The organism is Sodalis sp. RH24 (assembly GCF_047324145.1).
Taxonomy (GTDB): Bacteria; Pseudomonadota; Gammaproteobacteria; order Enterobacterales; family Enterobacteriaceae; genus Acerihabitans.
The window spans coordinates 123,394-144,572 of record NZ_CP178729.1; the positions used below are offsets into that span (position 1 = coordinate 123,394).

Here is a 21,179-nt window from a genome sequence, read left to right on the forward strand (position 1 = left end):
GCTACTCCCCGGCGGACTTCAGTTTGGGATCGAAATAATCGCGCAGCCAGTCGCCGGTAAAGTTGGCGCCCATTACCGTCACGACTATCGCCAGTCCCGGAAAGGTGGTGACCCACCAGGCGGTGGCGATATACGCGCGCCCCTCCGCCAGCATCCGGCCCCAGCTCGGCCAGGGCGGCTGCACGCCCAGCCCGAGGAAACTCAGGCTGGCCTCCAGGAGAATCACGCGCGAAAACTCCAGAGTGGCGATCACCAGAATGGGCGTCAGGATATTCGGCAAAATGTAATAGCGCAGGATATGCCAGGGCCGGGCGCCGACGGCCACCGCCGACAGGACGAATTCCCTCTGCCGCAGGGCCAGCACCTGCCCGCGCACCATGCGGGCATAACGGATCCAACTGGTCAGGGCCAGGACGATAATCAGGTTGCCCAGGCTGGGACCGGTGGCGGCGATAATAATCAGCGCCAGCAGAATCAGCGGTATCGAGAGCTGCATATCGACAATACGCATCAGCAGGCGATCGATGAGGCCGCCGGCGTACCCCGAAATCATCCCCACCGCCACGCCGACGAGGCCGCCAATCAACACCGCGTTAAACCCCACCATTATCGAGACCCTGCTGCCGTACAGCAGCCGGCTCAACATATCCCGGCCCAACTGATCGGTGCCCAGCGGATGGGCGTCCGGCGCAAAAAAGCGGTACGTGGGCGGCGCCAGCCGCAGGGCCAGATTGCCGTGTACCGGGCTGGGCAGGGGGATCACGAAGGTGGCCAACACGCCCAGCAGCAATAACGCCATGATAAGCCAGCCGACAGCGCCGATGGCGCTCGACCCAATACGCCGTCCCACGGCGCGCATCACGTTCATTCGGTTCATCGCGTTTGCCTCACGCGCGGGTCCAGCAGGCTATAGAGCAAATCCACCCCCAGGCTGACCAGCAGGAACAGGCATGACACCACCATGACTCCCGCCTGGATCACGGGAAAATCACGGTTCGCCACCGCCTCGACAATCAGCCTGCCGACCCCCGGCCAGGAAAAAATGGTTTCGACCACCACCGAGCCGCCGAGCATTTCGCCCACCAATAGCCCGCTCATGGTGACCACCGGCAGCATGGCGTTACGCGCCATATGCCAGGTCATGATCACCCGCGGGGGCAGGCCCTTGGCGTGCGCCGTGCGGATATAATCCTCGCTCATGACGTCGAGCAGGCTGGAACGGAACAGGCGGGTGATATTGGCGGCGACGAAAATAGACATCACGGCGGTGGGTAAAATCAAATGCAGCGGGCTGCCGGTGCCGCCGGTGGGCAGCCAGCCAAGATCGACGCAGAACACCAGGATTAGCATAATCGCCAGCCAGAACGCCGGCGTGGCCTGTCCGAGCATCGCCAGGGTCAGCACCAGGAACTCCCATACCGAGTTACGGCAAAGCGCGGCAATCAAACCGGCCAGGCAGCCCGCCAGGATGCCGGTCACCGCGGAAAGCGCCGCCAGCAGCAGCGTGGCCGGCATCCGTTCCAGCACAATCCCCAGCGCCGAATGCTGGTAAAAAAAGGATTGGCCGAAATCGCCGGCCAGCGCATGGCCGAGAAAACGCAGATATTGCTCCAGCAAGGGACGCTGCAGGCCGAGCTGCTCGCGCAGGGCCTGCAGGTCGGCGGCGCTGGCGCCCTGGGGAAGCAATAAAGAAACCGGATCCCCCAGTAACCGCGACACCAGGAAAATAAGGGTCACCAGGCCGAATACCGCCGCCAGGGCTTCCAGCAGTCGGGACAGGATGTATTTCGCCACGCGCCACCGCCTGTTTATTTCGCCACTAAATCGAAAACCCGCACCCAGTCGTCGCCGCGCGTTTGCCAGGTGAATCGCTTCGACGTGGCATAGGTCAGCGGCTGGTTAAATAAAAACACCAGCGGCGCCTGTTCACGCATCCGTTCGGTTGCCTGCTGGTACCAGGCGGCGCGTTTTTGCTTATCAACCGTTGAGCGGCCTTTCATCACCAGGCCGGCAAAAACGTCATCCTTCCAGTAAGCGCCGGGGTCGGTGGGCAGGTACAGACCCAGCAGGCCGTCGGCGTCCAGGGTCGGCCAGGCCTGGCCTAAAAACGCTGCCTGCCCCATATCGCCGCGGGTATAGGCGTTGGACCAGTTGGCGTATTCCATTTCCTTGATGCTGACGTTCAGACCCACTTCCTGCAGCTGGGCGGCGATCACCTGGCCGATTTCCTGGCTTAACAGATAACGTCCCAGCGGCACCTGCAGTTCAAAGGAAATGGGCTGCGGCAATCCCGACTCGGCGATAAGCTGGCGCGCCTTGTCCGGATCGTAGGGGTAGGGCTGCAGTTTATCGTTGTAGCCGAAATACATGGGCGACAGCAGCTGGCCTTTGCTGATGGCGCCGTGACCGTTATAAATGGCGTCGATAATGCCCTGGCGATCGATGGCGTAGTTCATCGCCTGGCGCAGCTTGAGGTTGTTGGCGAAGGGCGGCTTGAGGTTATTCATTTTAATGATCATCGCGCGGCTGCTTTCTCCCCAGCCGGCATGGGCGATGCCGCTGCTGTTGATGCGCGCGATATCCGTGGGCGGAATATCCAGCGCCAGATCCAGCTCGCCGGCCAGCAACGCCGACACCCGTACCGCCGGTTCGCTTATCATGCGCAGCACGACTTTGTCATGCGGCGCCGGCGTGCCGAAAACCTGGGTGCCGAAATACGTGGGGTTGGGCGTCAGCACCACCCGTTCGCCCGGCACGTATTCCGCCAGCTGATACGGGCCGCTGCCCATGGCCTCGCGGCTGGGATCGTGCGTCGCGGTCCAAGACGGCTCCATCATGAACAGCATGCTCAGCTGCGCCACCAGCCCGGGGAAGGGCATGCGCGTAATGATTTTCACCTCGTCGGGCGCCACGACGTCGACATGATCGATCAGGCTGTACCATTCCTTGACGCGGGTTTTATGCGCGGGATCGAGTAAATGATCGAAATTCCACTTTACCACCGCGGCATCCAGCGGCTTGCCATTGGCAAAGGTAATGCCCGGGCGCAGCTTGAAGTCCCAGGTGTTGTCGTCGATAGCCTGCCATGATTGCGCCACGACGCCGGTAATGCCGAGGTCGGGATTGCGTATCACCAGCGGCGAGTAGATATGGCTGATGACGCTTAAATCCGTCTGCACCACGGTGGCCTGCTGCGGATCAAGCGTCGTCACCGCGGCGGAAAAGGCAATATTGACGGTATCCGCCAGCGCGACCGCCGGCAGGCTGCCGGCAACGGATAATAACGCGGCGCAGCCCAGCAGTCGTAATTGGCGCGCTTTGCCTGACAAGGCAAGCCTGAGAACATGACACATGGTTGATCTCCAGTATGAGAGAACGGAGCGATGGGGAAAATCAGTGCATCCTGAGGTACTGCAATTCTTCCGCGATAACCGCGGCCATCATCGTCAGGCTGACCGGCCGGTTTTCCGCCGTCAGGCGTTTAATGACCGCCAGGCGCAGGGACTGGCGCAGGCGGCGCTCCTCACGCATCAGGCTCATGGCCAGCGCCGCCCGGATTTCGCGCGGCCAGACCCGATCCAGGCGATCGCGCGCGCTCCCAAGCGTAAACAGGCCGTGCGCGACGCTGCTGTGCCCGGCGCGCAGCCGCGCGGTGGCATCGGGGTCGAGCCGGCCGCTGTCGTCCACCGCCACGCCGTAACTGGCCCGGGCGTTGTAGACGGACACCAGGCCGCGCCGCACATCGCGGGCAACCTGGCGCGGATCGCGCAGGAAAGGGTCGCCAAAGCCGCCGCCCGAGGGCGAGGTCAGGCGCACCACGTCGTGGCGTTGCATCTTCAGGACATCAATCTTGCCCAGATTGCGCTCATCATCGGTGCCGGGATTGAGCAATACGGATCCCAAATGGCCGCATTGCCCACCCCGCGCGCCCCAAGACTGAAAATAGAAACGATTCATGCCGCGCACCGTCATCACCGCCTCGGGACCCGTATTTTCCAGCTCCAGGGCAATGGCGGCGCCGCTCTGCCAGCGGCCGGGCGCCTGGCTGTCGGTCACCAGGCCATACCGTTTCACCCGCATCACCGTTTCGGCCTCGATGGTTTCGGCGGGCACCGTGCGCAGATAACCGGAGCGGGAGTCCACCCCGTCGGTGCCGTCGAGGCCGAAACGTCCGCCGCCGCCGCCGCACAAGGGATTGATCACGCTGACGCGATTGCCCTCGCCATGGGGATCTTTGGCGGAAACCACGATCACTCCCGACATGCCGGGACCCGCCGCCGTGAGACCGTCGGCCAGGGCGGCGTTCAGACAGCCCAGGATGACGTCGTAAACGCGGGTGCTGGTGGTGACCCGCGAACCGCCGGCCGCCGGAAACTCGGCGTTCATCACCGTGCCGCGCGGGGCGATGACCTCAAGGGCGCGCAGCAGGCCCGCGTTACGCGGCGCTTCCGGCTCCCGGGTCAGGATATAATAGATAAACGCCTGCAGCGTATAGGGGTGGGCGCGCGCGCCGGTGACGTAGTTAAAGGCCGCCGCCACCTGCGGGTCGGTGCCGCTGAAGTCGAATACGATGCGCTCGTCGCGCACGCGCATCACGGCGTGGATATGGATAAAATCTCCTTCGCTCATGCCTTCGACATAATCGGCGAAGGGATAATCCCCGTCGGGGATGCGGCGTATAACCTGGCGGGCCTTGGCATCGGCCAGGGCCATGGACGCTTCCATGCCCGCGCGCACCGCCGCCACGCCATAGCGCTGGCATAGTTGATTCAGCCGCTTATCCATACTGGCCAGCGCCGATATCATGGCCTGGAAGTCGCCCCACAGCTCATCGGCGATGCGGCTGTTATCGATAAAGATATTGCGGATGGCGGTATCGAGCTGTCCGCGTTTGTAGAGTTTGGTCGGCCTGACGCGCAGGCCTTCCTGGAACACCTCGGTAAACGCCGGCGAAATACTGCCCGGCACCGCGCCGCCGATATCGGAGGCATGCACGAACGACCAGGCCAGGGCCACCAGCTCATTGCCGACAAAGACCGGCCGCACCATGGATACATCCATGATATGCGTCACCATCCCGTCGGTACTGAAGGGATCGTTGGTGATAATGCAATCCCCGGGCTCAAGATGTTCTACGCCGATGCCGTGCAGGCCGCCGGCTATCGGCAGGCCAATGAAGGCGTTAACGCCGTTGTGGCTGGGATACGCGAACATTTCGCCTGCCGGCGTGGCCAGCCCGCATTGAAAATCCTGTACCAGTTTGACGAAGGTGGTATGGGCGGTGCGATACAGGGTGACGGAGGCTTCTTCGACAATGGCGTTAAAGCGATTATTCATGATGACCGTTTGGATGGGATCCACAATCAATGCTCCTGCGTCAGGATAATGTCGCCGCCGGCATGCACCCTGGCGGTAAAAAAGGGCGGGACCAGCACGGTGGCGTCGCTCTGGCTGATAATGCACGGCCCCGGTACCTGGGCATCCACTCCCAATACGGTGCGGTCATAAACCGGGCAATCCTCCAGCAACGCCGCGCCGATATGCAGCCGCCGGAAGCCGCGGGGGCGGGGTCGGCCGCCGCCCGCCGGCCGCGTCGCCGCATTGCCTTCCGGCGCGGCCAGCGCGCCGCGCACCCGCACCCGCAGTTCGATAAATTCAACGGACGCCTCCGTATCGGCATGGGTATGCAAGCGTAAATGCTCCGCGTGAAACGCGGCGACGGCGAGCGTGGTGCTGATGCCGTCTGGGGCGGCCGCCTCAATGCGCACCGGGATCTGGAAAGACTGGCCGCGATAGCGCATATCCGCCCAGTACTCCAGGGCGATCGCGACCACGTTGCCGGGGTCGGTCTGCCGCGCCAGCCAGGCCCTGGCCGCGTCCGCCAGCCCGGCAAAGGTCTGTTGCAAGCGCGCCGTATCCATCGCGCCCTGCTGTACGATGGCGATGGTGTCATGGGTCAGTTCGGCGACCACGCCGCCCACGGCGCAGAATACCGACGGATTGTTGGGCACGATAACCCGTGGGATGCCGATTTCCGCCGCCAGCAGCGGACCGTGGATGGCGCCGTTGCCGCCGAACGCCACCAGGGTCACGTCCTGCGGATCGACACCGTGGCGGGCCAGATAAGGCAATACGCTGGCGACCATATTGGAGGTGGCGATGGCGATGGCGGCGCCGGCCGCGTCCGTCTCCGTCGCGGCCATGCGCGCGGCCAGGGGAGCGAAGGCGGCGCGGGCCGCAGCGGTGTCCAGGGGCATCTCGCCGCCGAGAAAAGTGGCGGCGTCCAGATAACCGCATAATAAGTAGGCGTCGGTCACGGTAGGCTCGGCGCCGCCGCGCGCAAAACAGGCGGGGCCGGGCCAGGCGCCGGCGCTTTTGGGGCCGACGCGGAACACCGGCCCGTCGAAACGGCCGATGGAACCGCCGCCGGCGCCTATCGCCTCGATGCCGGTAACCGGCATGGTCAGAGGGAACTCGCCGACCTCGGTTTGCTCCACCACCGTCGGCATGCCGGCGCGGATCAGGGAAATATCGGTGCTGGTGCCGCCCATATCCATTGTCAGAAAATGCTGCTCCGGCGCCGCGCGGGTAATCAGCTGCGCCGCCGTTACCCCGGAAGCGGGGCCGGACAGGAGCGTATGCACCGGGAAATGGCGCGCCTCGCGCGCGGACATGGCCCCGCCGTTGGAGCGGGTGATAAACAGCTGGACGTGGCGCAGACGGCTGGTCAGGTAGTGTTCAATCTGCCCCAGGTATGAGGACATCCGGGGCTTAACATAGACATTAAGCAACGCATTGACCGCCCGCTCGTATTCGCCGGGGCGCGGCCACACCTCGCTGGACAGGCAGACATCCAGGGACGGCGCGAGCCGCCGGATCAATGCGCGCGTTTCCCGCTCATGGCGGGGATCCTGATAGCTGTTGATATAGGCGACGGCGATGCTGTCGAGCCCGGCGGCCACCACCTGCGCCACCGCGCCGGCCACCGATTCCGCCGACAGCGCGTCGATAACGCCGCCGTCAGCCGCCATGCGTTCGCGTATTTCAAAAACCTGGTGCCGCTCGATCAACGGCAGGCCGCGCGTGCCGCGCAGATTGGTGGGATCGAGCAGACGCAGGCGCTGCAGTTCCAGGATATCGCGAAATCCCTGGGTGACGAACAGGGCGACCGGCGGCTGTGAACGCTCGATCACGGCGTTGGTGCTCACAGTGGTGCCGTGCATGACCACCACCGGTTCTTCCGGCCCCACGGCCAATGCCGACAATAACCGCTCGAAGCCCTGTTTAAAACCCTCGGCAAAATGGGGCGGAGTGGAGGGCACTTTAAAACAATATAACGGCGCCTGCCGCGCGTCGCTGCGCCAGACGACAAAGTCGGTGAACGTGCCGCCGATATCAACTCCCACTCTTATCATGCGATTTGCCCTTGTGCCGCCGACGCCGCGTCCCGGCGAAAATGGCGCCCTGATGAAGTCTATTGGTATATACAATATAATAAAGAACTGGGATGTAAATATCATTATGATGAAAAACAGATCAATATTCATACGAATATCCTATGATAAAGCAGCGTTAAAACAGTAAATTAATGTGTTTATCGGGGTGGAAACGCCGTGTTCATATAGGCTTATTTTATGTATATACATAAAACGAAGATAAAAATGAATAAGAAAAAATGATAGCGCGAATTTGCTTTTTGTTTTGTATATACTTAATCGCTGATACTTTGGGAAAACCTCCATTATGAGCAAAAACGAGTCACCGCTACACCAAGCCCCGCCCGCTCACGCCGAGCCAAGTCCGCTCATCCCTAAGCGTTCGCGGGTCAAACCCCTGCCCATCCATCAGGGCATCCAGAACGATATTAAAAACAAAATCCTCAGCAACGAGTGGCATCCCGGCGATCGGGTGCCCACCGAACAGGAATTGATGGCGGTCTATCAATGCTCGCGAATGACGGTAAATAAAGCGCTGTCGACGCTGGTGGCCGCCGGGATGATTGTGCGCAAGCGCCGGAAAGGGTCTTTCGTCGCCATGCCGCGTGTCGAGGAGCCGTTGCTGGCCATTCAGGATATTCGCGCCGAAGTCCTGGCCAGCGACAGCATGTACAGTTTTTCGCTGCTGTCGCGCGGCATCCGCACTATTACCGACGCGGTCGAAGCGGAACATATCGGCATACCCGTTAACGCACGCATGCTATGTATCGATGTCATGCATTACGCCGATAACCTGCCTTTCGCCCTGGAGGCGCGCCAAATCAATCTGGCGGTAGTGCCGCAAGCGGCGCAGGAGGAGTTTATCGAGATGCCGCCGGGCAGCTGGTTGTTAAGCAATATCCCCTGGTCGGAAGGCGAGCACTCCCTGCGCGCTATTTCCGCCGACGATGTGCTGGCGCGGCAATTATCGGTATCGCCCGGTACGGCGTGCATTTCCATTGCCAGGCGCACCTGGCTGTCGGGGGAGCTGATCACCTTTGTGCGCTTGATTTATCCGGGGGAACGCCACCGCTTTTTAGTGCGTTTCGGGCCCAGCCCGGCGAATTTGCAGCGGGATACGCCCAACCCGGGCTGAAACCCTCCCGGTGTTTTTGGCTCACATCCGTATGGGCACGAGATTGCCGCTAAACACGCCGGCGCGTTTTGAATACTGGCGTATTGCGCTAAGGGGTTTCGACGCTATGGCCGCTTTATGGATGAGTTCGCGCCGGAGCCGGCGGAGAGGCTTGGGGCAAGGATTAGGTTGTGCCGGTGGGGGTTTGGTTTGCGGTTGGCGGTAAGCTTTATGTTGCCGTGGCGCGGGTTTCGCTTGCCGTGCGTTAAGGTACCCTGCGTCAGGGTGCGCTAGGGCATATATCGCCTCGGCGCGGGTTTCGCTTGCCGTGCGTTAAGGTACCCTGCGTCAGGGTGCGCTAGAGCATATATCGCCTCGGCGAAGGTTTCGCTTGCCGTGCGTTAAGGTACCCTGCGTCAGGGTGCGCTAGGGCATATATCGCCTCGGCGAAGGTTTCGCTTGCCGTGCGTTAAGGTACCCTGCGTCAGGGTGCGCTAGGGCATATATCGCCTCGGCGAAGGTTTCGCTTGCCGTGCGTGAGGTGTTCGTATGTGTTGCCGGGTACCGGCAAGCGACAAAGAGGCCGTACCGCGACGGCCTCCTTGACCTCCGCGCGTCCGGCAGGTCGTGCGCCGCTGCGCGGTTCCCGGCATCACCCATCCCGGCTTTGTGGACCGCACGGGACGCGCTCCCGGCGCGGCCCTTAGCTTTCGCCGCTCCCGGCGGCTCATCCAGCCGCGATGTGCGCCGCCGGCGCACTCTATGCCGGCACCAGGTCAACACCATCGCCTGTGAGTAAAATAGCGTTTTTGGGTTTCTTGCGGCATGCACTTACCGGGAAAGGTATCAGTATTCATTTTGCGCTAAAGTTTACAGCCTGATGGTTAATGGCTAATGGCTAATGCCAAACGATAAATGCTCAAAGCCAAATGGCTAATGCTAAACGTTAAATGCCCAAAGCCCAAAGCCCAAAGCCCAAAGCCCAAAGCCCAAAGCCCAAAGCCCAAAGCCCAAAGCCCAAAGCCCAAAGCCCAAAGCCCAAAGCCCAAAGCCCAAAGCCCAAAGCCCAAAGCCCTATGTCTAATGTCTAATGCCATATGCTCGCTTCCGGCTTTAAATTAAAAGCGCCAGGTGCGATGTATCTAATATGCTTACAGATTCGGGGGACTAGGGCATAGGCCTGGTTTGGCGGGCTGTAATTTCATGCTGCGGCTGTTTACCTCAATGATTGTCAGCTTCCCGGCTCACTCTTCCTTCTCCTTATCAACAGCGGCGCTATTGTTTCTTACTATTTATTACTGACAGCGATAGTCGGGCCGGCATAGAGCGCGCTGACGGCGCCTGTGACCCCGGCATGAGCCGCCGGGAGCGGCGAAAGGCCCGGTTGCGCCGGGAGCGCTAACCGGGCCGGTGCATAACGGGGGAACTGGCGGCGGAAGGCATCGCGCAGCGACGCGCGACCTGCCGGACGCGCGGAGGTCAAGGAGGCCGTCGCGGTACGGCCTCTTTGTCGCTTGCCGGCACCCGGCACTACATAAAACAACCAAACGCACGGCAAGCGAAACCTTCACCGGCGCGACATAGTCCTCACCACAAGCCAAACCCCCACCGGCGCAACATCCCCCCGCAAACGATATAAATCTATCCGTCCTGAAGTCAATCCGGTCAAAAGCCACTACATTTGATATCTTATGTATATACTCTAATAATAACATAATATTTATAAAAATCAAATATTTAACTTAAATCTATCTAGAATAGCGCAAAAATCATCCATATAATTATCTTATTTGTATATACATAACTTGACGCCCCGTTTTGCTGGCGGTATGTTCAATTTCATCGGGTTAAACAGATGTTAACGGCCTGGATATCATTCTCGTGTGACGACGTTATCAACAGCAACCAAGGTGTCGGGAGAGCAGGGTGAATAAAAAACAATTGATTATCGGTACCGTGTTAAGCCTGTCGTTCGGCATCGCGCCGGGGTGGGCAAACGCCGCCGTCGCCGCACCGGCGGATATCAAGGCGAAAGGGCAACTGACCTTTTGCTCCGACCTGGAAAACCCCCCGGCGGAAGGCATGGCCGAGGACGGCAAAACACCCAGCGGCGCCGCGGTGGATATTATGAATGCGCTGGGCAAGACCCTGGGAGTGAAAACCCAGATCGATAATTATCAATTTTCCGGTATTTTTGCCGCGCTGGATACCGGCAAGTGCGACCTGGTCATGGCCAGCCTGGGGAAAACGCCGGAACGCGCGGAGCGCTATGGGCTGGTGGATTACTGGCGGGTAAAGTCCGGCCTGCTGGTGGTCAAGGGAAATCCCCTGCATCTGGCGTCGTTTGCGGATCTCTCGGGCCGCCGGGTGGCGGCGTTGATGGGCAGCCGCAATGAGTCGGTGGTCAAGCAGGAAAGCGACAAACTGGTGAGCGAAGGTAAACCGGCGATTACCCTGGTGTCGTTGGGCACCAACGTCGCCGCGTTCCATGATTTGCTGCTGGGCCGCGCCGATGCCATGGTCGGCGATACGGTGGTGATTAATTTTTACATGTCGAAGGCCAAAAATAAATTCCAGACCGTCGATATGCCGGTGCCCGCCAAAACGTGGGTGGTGGCCATGGTGAAAAACAATACCGACCTGCGCCAGGCGATCCAGGCGGCAATGGATGAACTGAATACATCCGGCGCCATGACGAAAATCGTCCAGAAATGGGGTATTGAACATGGCGTAGCCCTGTGCGACAGCGAGCACCCCTGCGATTGACGGGGCGGGGCGACCATGCTGTGAGGAGCGTACCTTGCTAAATCAAATTCATATGCAATTTAATCTGCCATTTTTCCTGAATTTTGTGTTTCATCCGCAAGCCGTTTTATTTCAGGGGCTGATATTAACGATTGTTTCCGCTGTACTGTCCCAGCTTATTGGCACGGTATTAGGTATTACATTGGCAATGGCAGGAATAAGCCGCTTATGGATATTAAAGGCGTTTAACCAGCTTTATATTTGGTTTTTTCGCGGCACGCCGGTATTGGTACAATTGGTACTGATTTATTTTGGCCTGCCCTATTTACTGGGTTTTGATATTTTCCCCGCCGTGATGCCGTTGGGGCCGTTCATGATTTCCGGGGCGGTGGTCGCGGGCATTGTGTCTTTCGCCCTGCACGAGGCGGCGTATATGAGCGAAATTACGCGCGCCGGCATTATATCCATCGACAGCGGCCAGGCCGAGGCCGCCAAAGCGCTGGGCATGCCGCCGCGGTTGCTGATGCGGCGCATTATTCTGCCGCAGACCATCCCGGTGATTGTCCCCGCGCTAGGCAATCAATTTAATAATATGCTCAAGACCACGGCGTTGCTCAGTATTATCGGTGTTTCAGAAATGTTTCGTGTCGCGGAGCAATTACAGGCCGCCACCTTTATGACGTTTGAGGTTTATCTCGGCATCTCTATTTATTATTTGCTGCTGACCGCGTGCTGGACCGCCATCCAAATGCTGTTGGAAAAAAATCTCAACCGGCATTTAAAAGGGGCGAGCATAAAGCGGCGTGCCAAAAAATCCTCATCTCTTTTAGCGGAGCTTGCCGATGAGCGTTAATCAATCAGATAGCCTACCGGATGCGGTCGTCTGCCGTGACGTAATGAAATTCTATGGCGAACTGCCGGTACTGCGTAATGTGTCGTTGACGGTGAAAACCGGCGAAACTACGGTGATTATCGGCCCGTCCGGTTCGGGAAAAACCACGCTTATCCGCTGTATCAACCGGTTGGAGAAAATTCAGCAGGGCACCATCCACGTCGGCGGCGCCCTGATGGGATACCGCATGAAAAACGGCCTGATGCAGGAAGACAGCGAGAAAAATATCGCCAAGCTGCGCCAGCGCATCGGCATGGTTTTTCAGCGCTTTAATTTGTTTTCACATATGACCGCGTTGCAAAACGTCATGGAAGCGCCGGTAAGCGTCCTGAGAATGAATAAAAAACAGGCGCGCGACAACGCCGCGGAATTATTGGCCCGGGTGGGCCTGGCGGATAAATTAGCCTATTACCCCACGCAATTATCCGGCGGGCAGCAGCAGCGCGTAGCGATTGCGCGCGCGCTGGCGATGAACCCGGAGGTCATGCTGTTTGACGAACCCACCAGCGCCCTTGATCCCGAAATGATTGGCGAAGTGTTAAGCGTAATGCAGGACCTGGCGCGCCAGGGCATGACCATGATCGTGGTGACCCATGAGATGGAATTTGCCAGGAATGTCGCCGACCGGGTGGTCATCATGGACGGCGGCGAGATTATCGAGCAGGGACCGCCGCAAAAAATATTTATTGCGCCGGAGAATCCAAGAACAAGGACCTTTCTGAATAAGGTATTACACAAAATATAAACATCGCCCGGCGGTGGATTATAAGACAACGTATTTTTACCAACGAGGAATAAAGATGGGACGTTTAATTGATATAAGCTGGCCCGACCTGGGCGTTACCGTGGTCGCTGAATTAAATGATGAAAAGAACCCCGAGCTGTGCGAAGAGTTCTGGCAGCACCTGCCGTTTAAAGTGCTGCAGGCGCATCCGGTTGTGTCCGGCGCATCCATGTATGCCTGGACGCCCATCGTCAGCAGCGCGCCGGTGCACCATCGCGAAATGATTACCGATTGCCCGGTGGGCCGGCTGCGTTATTCCCAGTCAACGGGCAATAAAATGTCGATTCAATATGGCGTCGGCCTGGAGCCTTTGGCCCAGCCGGTATTGGGACAGGTGCTGGCGGAATATTGTCATTTACTGCCCGATGTGGGCAAGGCGGTGTGGAATAATCTCTTCTGGCAAAAGGATAAGATTTTTGTCGAGGTTTCCGCTCATGATAAGCAGGCCCACCCGGGCGTACCGCGCCAGCCCGCGGCCACCACGGACGCGGCCAAACGCTTCCTGGCGGAAGCCGACAGGATCCAGTTGACGGAGCCCGAGGACCTGCGCGCCATCCGTTTGGGACAGGTGGAGTCCACCGGCACCTACGGCCAGTATTTTACCGCCTGGGATTTCGCCAACGGCATGCTGCGTGATTATATTATGTATACCATGTACCCGTTACTGACGCTGACCAATACGCTTTCGGTGCAGGATTTTAATAAAACGCTGCGGGAATTCGACGTGCCTTACTCCAGCTATTTAGGCGTCAGCGGGTTATATCAGTTGGAAGAATACGCCGGTATCTTGCGCGAGGCGGTAGCCGCGGCGCAAACCAAAGAAGAACTTCAGGAATTGCTGCGCGCTTTTCTGAAATATGGCAATCGCCTGTGCGCCTGGTCTTATCACTATTTCCCATGGTATCTGGGCATGTTCTATAACCGCCAGCTCGGCGGCCAGGAATTTCCGGGCCGTTGGAATCCTGAAAAAGTCTGAGAATAATGGCCACGCGCCCGCGTTAAGCCCGCCGGAACGCTTTTGCCGGCGCAAACGGCCTGCGGCGGGTTGCGCGCCGCATTCAGCCGGGAGGCAATATGTTGACTATCACACCCCAGGATAAAGCGGCGTTTCAGCGCGATGGCGCCGTTATTATCCGCCAGGCCTTTTCCCGCCAATGGCTGGAGAAAGTGGAGCAGGGCATCATGGCTAATATCGCCGCGCCCAGCGATCACGGCCGCTATACCGACCCCGAAACTAAACTGTTTTTCCAGGACAGCGATAACTGGCGGCGCATTGCGGCCATCAAACAATTTGTTTATGAATCGCCCGCCAAGGAAATCGCCGCCGGCCTTCTAGGGTCCGGCAAAATCAATTTCCTGCATGATCATGTGCTGGCTAAAATGCCCGGTGCCTCCCAGCGCACCCTGTGGCATCAGGATCAGCCGTATAGCCCGGTGGACGGCAATGACTTTTGCACCCTTTGGCTGCCCACCGGCGCCGTGACGCGCGCCACGGCGCTGGAATTTGTCGCTGGCTCGCACCGCTGGGGTAAATGGTTCCGTCCCCAGTGGTTCGCCACCGGCCAGCTGCGCGAGGGCGACGACGACAGCTGGGACATCCTGCCGGATATTGAAGCGCGGCGGCAAGACTACCGGATTATCAGCTGGGCGCTGGAACCCGGCGACTGCCTGGTGTTCCATGGCCTGACCCTGCACGGCGCCGCCGGCAATTTCCAGGACGCGCCGCGGCGGGTGTTATCCACCCGCTGGACCGGCGATGACGCGGTTTTCCGCTACCGCAGCGGGAAAATGTCGCCCCCGGCGCCGCTACAGGACGCCCCGCAAGACGGCGGGGCGCTGGATTGTCCCTCCTTTCCGGTCGTCTGGCGGGCGCCGCGCCGTGGAGGGCATTAACCTCGCCATCGCACCGGGCGAGCGGCTGGTGCCCAGCGGCTGCGGTAAAACCACCACGCTGCGCATGGTGGTAGGGTTTATCCAGCCTGGCGGCGAGTTCCTGTTAAACGGCCGCCAGGTCGCCGACGCCCGTTTTTATGCTGCCGCAGTAATATTAAGTATTTCCCCCCGTCGGCCGATAACATTATACGTTGAATTATTCTTTATTTTCCGAATCAGTCAAACCGCCTTGTTTCCACGCATCAATCGCTATTTTTATTGGGGAAAGTATGGATAATTTTCAACAAGAGGTAGAGGAGAGAACCAATCTCACCTCATCGAACCGATTTGAACTGCTGTTATTCCGCCTGGGGTCGCCCCCCGATGAAGAACACGCCGAATTGTACGGCATCAACGTGTTTAAGCTGCGTGAAATAGTGCCGATGCCGAAGCTGACCAAAGCCGCCGGCATGACGTCGCCGCTGATGGGCATGGCGAATATCCGCGGCGAGATTATGCCCGTTATCGATTTGCCGGCCATCGTCGGCTGCGTGCCGAAGACCGGGTTGAATATCTTGCTGGTAACGGAATATGCCCGCAGCACCCAGGCTTTCGCGGTGGAATCCGTCGACGATATCGTCCGTCTTGAGTGGAGCCAGGTCCTGGCGGCCGAGGCGGGCGTCAGAAGCCGCAATATCACCAGCATCGCGCGCCTGAACAATGATAAAACCGACACCCCGCTGGCGCTGGTGCTGGATGTTGAGCAGATTTTGTATGACATCATTCCCGCCAATCGCACGGCGCACCTGGAAAGCGAAAAGAAGCAGACCTTTACCCTGAAACCAGGGGCGGTGGCCATTGTGGCGGAGGACTCCAAAGTCGCCCGTTCGATGCTGGAACAGGGCCTGACGATGATGAACATCCCCTTCCTGACGCACGTCACCGGCCTGGAAGCCTGGAAAAAAATCAATAAAATGGCGGAAGAAGCGCGGGCGGAAGGCATACCTGTCACGGATAAAATCGCGTTTGTGTTAACCGATCTGGAAATGCCCGAGATGGACGGTTTTACCCTAACGCTGAATATCAAACGCGATGAGTTCCTAAAACACATTCCCGTTATTATCCATTCGTCCTTGTCGGGCAGCGCCAATGAGGACCATGTGCGCAAGGTCGGGGCGGATGCGTATGTGGCAAAATTCGATATCAACGACTTGGAGTCCGCCATCAAGCGGGTGCTGCCGTAAAGACGGCCGCGGTTCCCTTAGCCGTCATGGCGCGGCCGGAATCCTGCCCCCGACCGCGCCGTTGCTGTCGCTCTTAGTTCAGCCTGGCCTTGGAAAAATCACTGCCGTTAAGGCTGACGCTGTAGCCGGTGACATTGGCGCGCGTGGCATAAAAGGTTTTACCGTTTGCCAGCGGCACCCACGGGGCCTGTTGATGGAACACGTCCTGCGCTTGTTTATACAGCGCGGCGCGCTGGGCCGGATCGCTGATGACCTTGGCCTGTTTTATCAGCGCGTCATACTGTTTATCACACCAGAACGCCGCGTTGGACCCGCTGTTGATACTGTCGCATCCCAGCAGGACATTGGCGAAATTATCCGGATCGCCGTTATCCGACATCCAGCCGAACAGCGCGGAGGCGTGTTCGCCCTTGCGGATGCCGGCAAGGTATTCACCCCATTCGAAAGTGATGATTTTTACCGTCACGCCCACCTTGGCCCAATCGTTCTGGATCATTTCCGCGATGCGGCGGGAGTTGGGATTATACGGGCGCTGCACCGGCATCGACCATAAATCCGTGGTAAAGCCCTGGGCAAAACCCGCCTGCTTCAGCAAGGCCTTGGCCTTGGCCGGGTCATAAGGATAATCGGCGAGATCCTTATCGTAACCGAGCATATTGGGCGGAATGGGCGATTTCGCCACCGTGCCGGAACCGAGAAATACCGCATTGACAATCGCTTTTTTATCCACCGCATAGTTTAACGCCTGGCGCACCAGAACATTATCGAACGGCTTTTTCGCGGTATTAAAGGCCAGGTAGCCCACGTTCATGCCGTCCACGCTGTGCAGCACCAGATCTTTATTGCTTTTGATTTGGTCAAAATTGACCGGGTTCGGCGCGGGGATAATCTGGCATTCGTTTTTCTCAAGCTTGGCCAGACGCGTGCTGACGTTGGGGGTAATAGAGAAAATCAGGCGTTTGGTGGGCACGTCGCCCTGCCAGTAATGCGGATTGGCCTCGTAGCGGATCAGGGAGTCGACTTTATAGTCTTTCAGGTTATACGGGCCGGTGCCGATGGGATCGGTGTCCACCCGCTCCGGCGTGCCGGCCTTCAGCATGGCGTCGGCATATTCCGCGGAGAGGATGGAGGTAAAGTCCATGCCCCAGTCGGCCAGGAACGTGGCGTCGGGTTTGCTCAGGGTAAACTGGACATGCCGATCGTCCAGTTTTTTCACTTCCTGGATAAGGGTACCCAGGCCGACGTCGTTAAAGTACTCATAGGCGGCGTGGGACACGTTATGATAAGGATGATTGTCGTCTTTTTGCCGCAGTACGGAGAAAATAACGTCGTCGGCGTTAAAGTCGCGGGTCGGGGTGAAATATTTATTGCTGTTGAACTTAACGCCCTGGCGCAGGGTAAACGTATAGGTTTTGCCGTCGGGACTGATGGTCCACGCCTCGGCCAGGGAAGGGATGGGCAGATTATCGCTTTCCCGGAAAGTGATCAGCCGGTTATACAGCACCTGCGAGCTGGCGACAAATGACGGGCCGGAGCTGGCAATCTGCGGGTTGAACGATTCAGGCGAGGCTTCTGAGCAATAGACCAGCACATCGTTGGCCGCCGCCAGCGCGCCGCCCGCCGGCAGCATCGCGGCGATCAGCAGTGCGAGAGAGGTTTTACGTAAATCCATTTTTATTGCCTTAATAAGGTGATTAATAGGAAATGAATCCGTGATTGTTCGTCTTGCCATTATAAGCGGCGGCAGGCGAAATGGAAAAAATCCTCTGCTTATAAATGCCCGGCTTTTAGGTATAAGCGCTGCCCTTTGGCAGTATTGCCTGGCGATCTGCCGCGGAATTTGCCGGCCGGGAGACATTCTTCTTGTAAAGAAGGTGTGATCTCTGCGGGAGGGCGGGCATTGGCAACGCCGGGTAGCGATACCCGCAACCGAATGCGGATTTATCCGCGGCCAGGCGCCGGTTACACTTTCCCCACGCGACCCTTCCCGGCAAGGCGGCCTATCGGCGGCAGGGAGAGGAGAGGGTGGGGAAGGATCCTTTCAGCCGCGCGGATATCAACTACATCCATTGGAAAACCTATGTTATATGAGCTAACGACACTGTCCGTGCCGGCGCTGGAACTTGATACGGCGTCAGCCCGGGCCTGGGCATGGGTGACGGCGCCCGGTGCCGGGGGAAGAGTGGTGGGTTTCTGGCGTACCGAGCTTGGCGAGCTGTTCCAGTTACTCCTGCTGCGCGAGTTTCACTCAGAAGAGGCATTGTGGCGGGAGAGACGGCGGGCGCAGCTGGACAGCACGCCGTTTAATATCGCAAATGCGCAAACCGCCCTCAGCATGGAAAGCTATCAGCCTTTTCCTTTCCTGCCGCCCGCGCCGTCCCAACTGGCGCAGCCGGGGGCCTGTTATGAATTCCGCACTTATTGGCTGAAGCCCGGGGGATTATCTCCCACGCTTGCGGGATGGGCGCAGGCGCTTGCGCCGGCGCAGGCTTACACCTCGCATCTGATCATCAATATGTACGCGCTGGACGGGCCGCCGCGCATCACGCATATCTGGACCTTCGCCAGCCTGGAGGAGCGCGCCCGTTTACGCGCGGAACACTATGCCGCGGGACTGTGGCCGCCAAAGGGCGGGCCGCAGCAGATTATCCGGGCTGCCTCGTTTATCTGCCTGGCGGAAAACCGCCGCGCCGGGGATGCCTGACGCCGGATTTGCCGGCGCCTGGCGCCGTGCCTGGCTGTCAGGCCCGGCGGCGAAAAGCGTTGTTTTGCCCGGCGGCGCTGGATTATGCTGTGGTTTTAGCCCCCGCCAAGGAGATTCTATGACCACCAGCCTGATGATCGCCAACCGGCAAACCTGGTTCGGCGCCGGCAGTATCAGCCAACTGCTTCCCCTGCTGCAAGCCGACCCGCAGCCGACGCTGTTGTTCAGCTGCCGCTCGTTCCTTGGCGGGGCGGTCTATGCCGGGATGGCGGATGCGCTGGCGCCCCTGCTGGCCGGCACCGAGATCGTCGGCCATGAGGCGTCGCCGCAGGATATTGACGGGTGGGTGGCGCGCTGGCGCGGCAAAGCGCGGCGCATCGTCGCCATCGGCGGCGGCAGCGTACTGGATGCCGCCAAGGCGTTCGCCGCCCTGGCGGAGCATCCTTTGCCGGCGCTGCGCTATATGGAAAAGGTGGGCGACGCCAAGGTGAGCGGCGCTACGCTGCCCTTAATCGCCATTCCCACCACCGCCGGCACCGGCAGCGAAGTGACGCAAAACGCCGTGATCACCGATACCCGCACCCATAAAGTCAAGGCGTCGCTGCGCCACCCGAACTTTGTGCCGCAGGTAGCCATCCTGGACCCGCAACTGCTGGCCGGCGCGCCGGATGCGGTGCTGGCCTGCTGCGCCATCGACGCGTTCACCCATCTGTTCGAGGCGTATCTGTCCAAAACGGCAAGCAGCCTGTCGCGCGAAATATCGCTTACCGGTATCCGTCTTTTCCTGCGGGCCTGGCCGGCGTTAAACCGCAGCGCCGATGCCCGCGAGGCTATCATGCAGGCCTCCTACCTGGGCGGGCTGACGCTGAGCATGGCGGGACTGGGCGTGATCCACGGCATCGCCGGTGAAGTCGGCGCCTTGCGCAGCTACCATCATGGCCAAGTCTGCGGCCGGCTGCTGCTGCCGTTTCTGCAACTGCTGGCGGACAGCGACCACCCCCGGCAGCGGGCGCTGATGGCCGCATTGGCCGTCAGCGTCCTTCCCGCAGGTCGGGACGACCCGGAACGTTATCTGCTGGAATTTATCACCCGCAACGCCATTGTCCCTTTCTGGCGGGACGACCTGCCGCTCAGCCCGGAAGAACTGGCGGTGTGCCTGGAAAAATCCACCAGCAAAAATGCGCTGCTGGACTACCCGCCGGCACAGCTCCGGCACATGATTGTCACGGCGTTTCGCATCGAATAGCGCCATCAGCCCGGCGGTGACCGCCGGCATCACACCTCACGCGCTCTCCCGAAGCCCGCGCGGGGAAACATAAGAAGGATTTCCTATTCTGCTTATCCTCGCCGCTCAACCCCCTGTCGCCAAAATCAAGATTACCGGTTTTGCCAATAGCACGTTTTGGTAATAACCCATGCCGCACAGCGATACCTGGGAAAAATAAGTATTTATATCAATCTATTAATTTTGCAAAAAGTAAAAGTGTTACCGGTAACTGTGTTTGAAGTTTACATAAGTTAACATTTTTATAACTTGTGCTGACAAAAAATCCGCTTATTCTGGCGATAAAATTATCATACAAATAATTATTAGCGCCCTACGTTACCGGGCTGGTGACGGTGGCGCTCAGCACATTGATTAACACCCTTAATGGAAGATCTATGAGCAAGCAAAACGATGAGGACATCCCCTCACGGCGGCGTTTTTTGCAACAAACGCTGTCGATTATTCCCCTGGCCGCGGCGGGGGGCGGCCTTGTCTCCTTCGCCGGCCAGGCAACCACCGCCACATCCGCTGGCGTTTCCGCCCACTACGTTCCCACCTTTTTTAATAATGATGAATGGCGCTTTATCCTGGCCGCCGTCGACCGGCTGATTCCCACCGATGAATATGGGCCGGGCGCGGTAAGTGAAGGCGTTCCGGTTTATATCGATAAGCAAATGGAGTTGCCCTACGGTTACGGCCATCTCTGGTATATGCAGCCTCCTTTTGCCGACGCCGCGCCCGAATTGGGTTATCAGTCCCCGCTGGCGCCGCGCGATACTTATCGCCGCGGCATCAAGGCCGTCAACGATCATTGCCGGCAGTTCTTTGCCAAAGAATTCGCCGCCCTGAGCCAGCAACAGCAGGAATCCGTGCTGCGCGAATTGGAAAGCGGCAAGCTGACGTTTGCTAACGTGCCGGGCGCGCTGTTTTTTGCCCAGTTGCTGGACAACGCCAAAGAAGGTTACCTGGCCGATCCCATGCACGGCGGCAATCAAACGCTGGCGTCATGGAAGCTGATTGGGTTCCCGGGCGCGCGCGCCGATTACCAGCAGACGATGGACAACCCCAATAAGCCCTATCCATTGGGACCGGTCAGTATTTCAGGGAAAAGGAGCGTCTGA

Annotated in this window: 18 protein-coding genes; 11 read left to right on the forward strand and 7 right to left on the reverse strand. The window is 59.1% G+C overall.

Features of this window, described 5'->3' with window-relative positions; genetic code table 11:
• Position 1: 1 nt before the first annotated feature.
• The 5 genes from ACL2XG_RS00535 to ACL2XG_RS00555 are packed head-to-tail and all read right to left on the reverse strand — an operon-like array spanning position 2 to position 7,415.
• Positions 2 to 877 (reverse strand): ABC transporter permease, encoded by an 876-nt coding sequence (locus ACL2XG_RS00535; RefSeq protein ID WP_410014491.1) that lies wholly within the window; start codon positions 875 to 877, stop codon positions 2 to 4.
• On the reverse strand, positions 874 to 1,794 hold the full coding sequence (locus tag ACL2XG_RS00540; RefSeq protein ID WP_413723174.1) for an ABC transporter permease: 921 nt from the start codon (positions 1,792 to 1,794) through the stop codon (positions 874 to 876). The genes ACL2XG_RS00535 and ACL2XG_RS00540 overlap by 4 nt, the downstream gene beginning before the upstream one ends.
• Positions 1,795 to 1,808: 14 nt before the next feature.
• Positions 1,809 to 3,353, reverse strand: coding sequence for an ABC transporter substrate-binding protein (locus tag ACL2XG_RS00545; RefSeq protein ID WP_410014493.1), 1,545 nt, complete (start codon positions 3,351 to 3,353; stop codon positions 1,809 to 1,811).
• 40 nt (positions 3,354 to 3,393) lie between these two features.
• A complete protein-coding gene (locus ACL2XG_RS00550; RefSeq protein WP_413723173.1) occupies positions 3,394 to 5,361 on the reverse strand; it encodes a hydantoinase B/oxoprolinase family protein in 1,968 nt (655 codons plus the stop codon).
• A gap of 2 nt (positions 5,362 to 5,363) precedes the next feature.
• Positions 5,364 to 7,415: a hydantoinase/oxoprolinase family protein gene (locus tag ACL2XG_RS00555; protein ID WP_413723172.1), complete on the reverse strand. Its 2,052-nt coding sequence runs from the start codon at positions 7,413 to 7,415 to the stop codon at positions 5,364 to 5,366.
• 328 nt (positions 7,416 to 7,743) lie between these two features.
• Here ACL2XG_RS00555 and hutC point away from each other — a divergent pair, with 328 nt between their 5' ends.
• Positions 7,744 to 8,571, forward strand: coding sequence for a histidine utilization repressor (gene hutC, locus ACL2XG_RS00560; protein ID WP_413723171.1), 828 nt, complete (start codon positions 7,744 to 7,746; stop codon positions 8,569 to 8,571).
• Positions 8,572 to 9,434: 863 nt separating this feature from the next.
• Here the strand turns inward: hutC and ACL2XG_RS00565 are convergent.
• Positions 9,435 to 9,647, reverse strand: a complete 213-nt coding sequence (locus ACL2XG_RS00565; protein ID WP_413723170.1) for a hypothetical protein — start codon at positions 9,645 to 9,647, stop codon at positions 9,435 to 9,437.
• Between the two features lie 829 nt (positions 9,648 to 10,476).
• Here ACL2XG_RS00565 and ACL2XG_RS00570 point away from each other — a divergent pair.
• From ACL2XG_RS00570 to ACL2XG_RS00600, 7 genes are all read left to right on the forward strand, one after another.
• Complete coding sequence (locus ACL2XG_RS00570) at positions 10,477 to 11,316, forward strand: ABC transporter substrate-binding protein (RefSeq protein ID WP_413723169.1); 840 nt, start codon at positions 10,477 to 10,479, stop codon at positions 11,314 to 11,316.
• A 34-nt stretch (positions 11,317 to 11,350) separates the two neighbouring features.
• On the forward strand, positions 11,351 to 12,148 hold the full coding sequence (locus ACL2XG_RS00575; protein ID WP_410014498.1) for an amino acid ABC transporter permease: 798 nt from the start codon (positions 11,351 to 11,353) through the stop codon (positions 12,146 to 12,148).
• Positions 12,138 to 12,932: an amino acid ABC transporter ATP-binding protein gene (locus ACL2XG_RS00580; RefSeq protein WP_410014499.1), complete on the forward strand. Its 795-nt coding sequence runs from the start codon at positions 12,138 to 12,140 to the stop codon at positions 12,930 to 12,932. The genes ACL2XG_RS00575 and ACL2XG_RS00580 overlap by 11 nt, the downstream gene beginning before the upstream one ends.
• Before the next feature lie 55 nt (positions 12,933 to 12,987).
• Positions 12,988 to 13,947: a hypothetical protein gene (locus tag ACL2XG_RS00585; protein WP_410014500.1), complete on the forward strand. Its 960-nt coding sequence runs from the start codon at positions 12,988 to 12,990 to the stop codon at positions 13,945 to 13,947.
• A gap of 98 nt (positions 13,948 to 14,045) precedes the next feature.
• Complete coding sequence (locus tag ACL2XG_RS00590; RefSeq protein WP_413723168.1) at positions 14,046 to 14,864, forward strand: phytanoyl-CoA dioxygenase family protein; 819 nt, start codon at positions 14,046 to 14,048, stop codon at positions 14,862 to 14,864.
• Complete coding sequence (locus ACL2XG_RS00595; protein WP_410014502.1) at positions 14,851 to 15,141, forward strand: ATP-binding cassette domain-containing protein; 291 nt, start codon at positions 14,851 to 14,853, stop codon at positions 15,139 to 15,141. The genes ACL2XG_RS00590 and ACL2XG_RS00595 overlap by 14 nt, the downstream gene beginning before the upstream one ends.
• Positions 15,134 to 16,087 carry a chemotaxis protein gene (locus ACL2XG_RS00600; RefSeq protein WP_410014503.1) on the forward strand — a complete coding sequence of 318 codons (954 nt, stop codon included), beginning with the start codon at positions 15,134 to 15,136 and terminating at the stop codon, positions 16,085 to 16,087. The genes ACL2XG_RS00595 and ACL2XG_RS00600 overlap by 8 nt, the downstream gene beginning before the upstream one ends.
• A 73-nt stretch (positions 16,088 to 16,160) precedes the next feature.
• Here the strand turns inward: ACL2XG_RS00600 and ACL2XG_RS00605 are convergent, their stop codons facing one another.
• The gene (locus tag ACL2XG_RS00605) at positions 16,161 to 17,759 is read right to left on the reverse strand and encodes an ABC transporter substrate-binding protein (protein WP_413723167.1); all 1,599 of its coding nucleotides are present in this window, start codon (positions 17,757 to 17,759) and stop codon (positions 16,161 to 16,163) included.
• A 408-nt stretch (positions 17,760 to 18,167) separates the two neighbouring features.
• On the opposite strand from ACL2XG_RS00605, the gene ACL2XG_RS00610 reads away from it, so the two are divergent.
• The 3 genes from ACL2XG_RS00610 (at position 18,168) to ACL2XG_RS00620 (ending at position 21,179) form a co-directional block, all read left to right on the forward strand.
• Positions 18,168 to 18,791 carry an NIPSNAP family protein gene (locus ACL2XG_RS00610; RefSeq protein WP_413723166.1) on the forward strand — a complete coding sequence of 208 codons (624 nt, stop codon included), beginning with the start codon at positions 18,168 to 18,170 and terminating at the stop codon, positions 18,789 to 18,791.
• A 118-nt stretch (positions 18,792 to 18,909) separates the two neighbouring features.
• Positions 18,910 to 20,037 carry an iron-containing alcohol dehydrogenase gene (locus ACL2XG_RS00615; RefSeq protein WP_413723165.1) on the forward strand — a complete coding sequence of 376 codons (1,128 nt, stop codon included), beginning with the start codon at positions 18,910 to 18,912 and terminating at the stop codon, positions 20,035 to 20,037.
• Positions 20,038 to 20,453: 416 nt separating this feature from the next.
• Positions 20,454 to 21,179, forward strand: coding sequence for a gluconate 2-dehydrogenase subunit 3 family protein (locus ACL2XG_RS00620; RefSeq protein WP_410014507.1), 726 nt, complete (start codon positions 20,454 to 20,456; stop codon positions 21,177 to 21,179).